The organism is uncultured Campylobacter sp. (genome assembly GCF_937949835.1).
GTDB lineage: Bacteria > Campylobacterota > Campylobacteria > Campylobacterales > Campylobacteraceae > Campylobacter_B.
The window spans coordinates 1-3,804 of record NZ_CALEDC010000177.1 but is presented as its reverse complement, the minus strand read 5'-3'; the positions used below and the strand labels follow the sequence as shown (position 1 = coordinate 3,804).

Here is a 3,804-nt window from a genome sequence, read left to right as displayed (position 1 = left end):
AAATTTTAAATTGCACGCCGTGCGTACGAGCTAGCTGTGAAATTTAAAATTTATGCAGGCGTGGAATTTGCTGTGCGTTATGCCGTATCGCGCATCTTCGCGAGCCAAATTATGCGCTGCTGCGGAATTAAAGTCTTGCATGCCCGCTGCTACCGCTCGCGCACCGCATGCCTGGCGGCTCCGTTTTGCGATCCGTTCGCGCCGTATTTGTTGCGATCAGTTACGCGCGTCGCCGTCGCAGTGCGAGATTTCGCGTCGAGCTCTATTTTAGAGCTTTGATTTGCAGCGAGATTTTACGGCGCGCAATGGCGCTAAATTCCATCCTGCGTGAGATTTTGGAATTTTAAAATTCCCTTTCGCGGTATAATTATATGAAATGCTAAAATTCGCAGGATTTCAATAAAGGAATTTTAAAATTTATGCGGCGCGTCCGCAAGAAAGGAGCGATCATGGACAAGCTGGATAAAGAGGAGCTTGCAGAGGCGTTTGTCGCTAGGATCAAAGCCCTAGCGCGTAGCGGTGGCGCCGATCTGCGTGAGCTTGATCGCGAGTTTTACGGATTTAGCGTGAGGCTTGGCGTGCGTTATGACTTTGCCGGCAAGTTTAGCGTCTCGCAGATAAGTGGCGGCGAGCGCGCGCAGCTGCATTTCGCAGATATCGCGCAGTTCGAGGCTCATGCGCGCGAGTGCCTACGCGCGGCAAGCACTGATGTGGAGCTAAGCGAGACCTTTATGCTACGCCTGCGTGCAGACCCCCAAAAAGCCGCTACGAATGCGGATCAAATCATAAAATTCCACGATTTTAAGCCCTTTAGCGTTCAGCTGCGTTGCGAGCATTGCGGCGGATCGGGCAGGAGGCGCTGCAAAGCCTGCGAAGGCGCAGGCAAGGCGCCGTGCGCTAACTGCGGCGGGCGCGGGCGCTTGATCTGCCCCGATTGCAAGGGTGCTGGTGGCTATAGCCATGCGGCATTAAGCTCTACGGACGCTCATGCGCGCCGCCTTTCTGGAGGCGATTCTGCAGGCTCTGCGTCAAATTCTATGGGCTATCGCTTCATTCCCTGCGCTAGCTGCGGCGGTAGCGGCTCGCGCATTTGTCCCATTTGCGGCGGTGCGGGCAGGCTGCGCTGCGAAAAGTGCGGCGGTACAGGCGATTTTCGCTGCGAGCACTGCGATGGGCGCGGGTATTTCACTCGCACCGGCAAAGTATCCGTTTATGCCCGCCCGAGCGTCAGCATAGGCGCTAGCTCGCAGGTTTTCGGGCGCGAGCTGCTGGAGTTTTTATGCAGCAAGGGCGTAGGTTTTGCGGCGCGCAGACTTTTGTTTCGTCTAAGCTCGCTGCGAGCGGTGCAGGGCGGCTGCGAAGCGGTATTTAGCGCGGAGGATGATTTTTTGCGCTTGAGTTTTGCCGTCTGCGGCAAGGCTTACGATGCGGCATGCTTTGGTGGTGCGACATTCGTAAGACCTAACTTTTTGGACGAAGTTTTTGCGTCGGAGCTTGCGGCGGCACGTGGTGCGCCCGCTAGACTAGGGCGGGACGATGCGCAAAGCCTTTTTGCGCTATTTCGCGCAAAGCCTGTGCTGGATGCGGCGATGCGCCTAGCTAGTGCTAAGCTGCGCGGCGAGACGCTAAATCTTGAGCAGTTACGCGGCGCGGATGGACATTTTAACTTTGCAAATTCTGCCCGCAGTGCGGCTGATCGCGACGCTTTGAGCCTTGCAAAAGACGCTTCGCGCAAAGAAAATCTCAAGGGCGGCGCGAGCGTAAAATTTGCAGGCATGAAATTCGCGAGCGCTTCGGCAAATTCTATGGGCGCGGAAGATAATCGCTCGAGGTTGCGCGGAGAGCAAGGCAGGTTCGCAGGAGGAGTGAGCGGCGGCATAAAATTTGCAGGGGCGGATCTTTCGGGAGAGAATTCTGCCGGCGATTTTGAGGCTAGGCAGCAAGGAAGCGAAGCTCTCGCGCAGAATGGATCTAATTTCGCCGGCTCGCAAGAGGGCTTAGGTGGCACTTCTGATCGCGCCGCGGAGGATCTTTGCGAATTACGCGGCGAGCGAGATTACCGAGATTTAAGCGCCTTGGGCGCTGAAAATTCCACAAATTCCATAGACTCCGCTGCGATAAATTCTGCAAATTCCAAAAACCTCGCCGCTGCAAAATTTAAAAATCGCGCGAATACGCAAAGCCCTGCCGCGTCAAATTCTAAAATTTCGCCCTTTGCGCGATTAAAGAAATTCTTTTTCCCGCGTTCGTTGCGCGAGGATTGCGCGCAGAGTTTTGCCGCGGCGATTATGCGCGTTTGCGAGGGCTTTATTTCGCAGCAATGCGCTCGTGATTTGGGCAGCGCGATGGCTAGGGCTCTTGGCGTGCTAAGTCCGCGATATGACCGCGCGGTGTGGTGCATAGGCGGAGGCGCGCTCATCGCGGCGGCTGCGCTGGCGTGCGAGGGCTGCTTCGAGATGATCTTTGCGGAGCATTATTTTTGGGCACTTGCATGTGGCGTGGCAATCGCTGCTGCGGGGCTGTTAGGCGGTGTGGCGCTGTGGCTGGCAAGCGTAGTGCGGTGCGCTGTAAAAGCTCGTAAAATTCCGCGAGAGTATCGCTGCGGCAGGGGTGGCGCGGCGTTTGCTAGCTTTTGTAAAGCTCTGCTCTGCGCCGTTTTAGCTAGCGCAATCTACGGAGGCGCGGCAAATACGGGCTATGTGCCGAAAACGGGCGCAGCATGGCTGCTGCGAGGGTGGATGCCTACATTTTTTGAGGACGAAAATTCCACTTCCGCGAGTGATGGCGTAAATTCTGCAGACGAAAATTCTACGAGCGTAAGCTCTAGCGGCTCTGAAAGCCCTGCTTTAAATTCCGCTTCCGGGGCGACTAAGGATTCTGCTACGATGCAAAAGGATAAAATTTTATATATCCAAAAAAGCATCGGAGCCAAGCAGGATGGGATTTTTGGCGCACGCACTCTAAAAAAGGCGAGAGAGGTTTTGGATCAAAACCTAAGCGGCGTCGATGAAATTTACGAGGCTCTAAAAAGCAAAGAGCGTGCGACGATAAATCTTCGCCCCGGCGATAAATCCGCGCCTTAGGCTTGGCGGGCGATCTTAAAAAATCAAAAAGGACTAAAATGAAAAATAAAATTTTAATTCTAGCATTCGCTGCGGCGCTTTCCGCAAATTTCGCGCTAGCCGAAAATTTTGAAATCACTGCAGACGATATAAGCAGGGCTACAAAATCCTGCGATAAGGGCGATATGAAGTTGTGCGGGGCGTTGGCGCAGATTTATAATTATGGCTGGGGCGTGTCGCAAGATCTGCTAAAGGCTGCGCCGTTATACGTCAAAGCTTGCAAAGGCGGCGATGCGGAGTCGTGCGTAAATTTAGGCATTTTGTATCAAAGCGGAGAGGGGATGCCGCGCGATGAGGCAAAGGCGGCGGAGCTGTTTGACAAAGCCTGCGATGACGGGCACGCGATAGGCTGCAGTAACGCAGGCTCTGCGTATATGGGAGGCAGAGGCGTGCGCAAAGACGTTATAAAGGGCATAGGTTACTATGTGCGCGGTTGCGATATGGATATCGTGGACAGCTGGGCTGCGTGCTTAAATTTAGCGCGTCTTTACGAGGGCAGCGATAATGTTAAAGCCGTAGAGTACTACAAAAAGGCCTGCGAGCTAGGCGGCAAGGATAGATTTATGAGCTCGGTAGCGGAGCATGAAAGGGCATGGCAAAGCTCATGCGAAAGCTACGAAAGGCTTAAATAGCCCGCAAATCTATGCTTTGAAGCAGACCCTCGCGCTCGCCGTGGCTACGG

The 3,804-nt window shown here is 54.3% G+C and carries 2 protein-coding genes; both read left to right on the top strand.

From position 1 onward, the window contains the following. The first annotated feature begins 449 nt into the window (after nt 1–449). Nucleotides 450–3,083: a hypothetical protein gene (locus tag Q0256_RS03845; RefSeq protein WP_297960193.1), complete on the top strand. Its 2,634-nt coding sequence runs from the start codon at nt 450–452 to the stop codon at nt 3,081–3,083. Nucleotides 3,084–3,121: 38 nt separating this feature from the next. Then, entirely contained in the window at nt 3,122–3,754 is a 633-nt protein-coding gene (locus tag Q0256_RS03840; RefSeq protein WP_297960191.1) for a tetratricopeptide repeat protein, read from the top strand. The last annotated feature ends 50 nt before the right edge of the window (nt 3,755–3,804 follow it).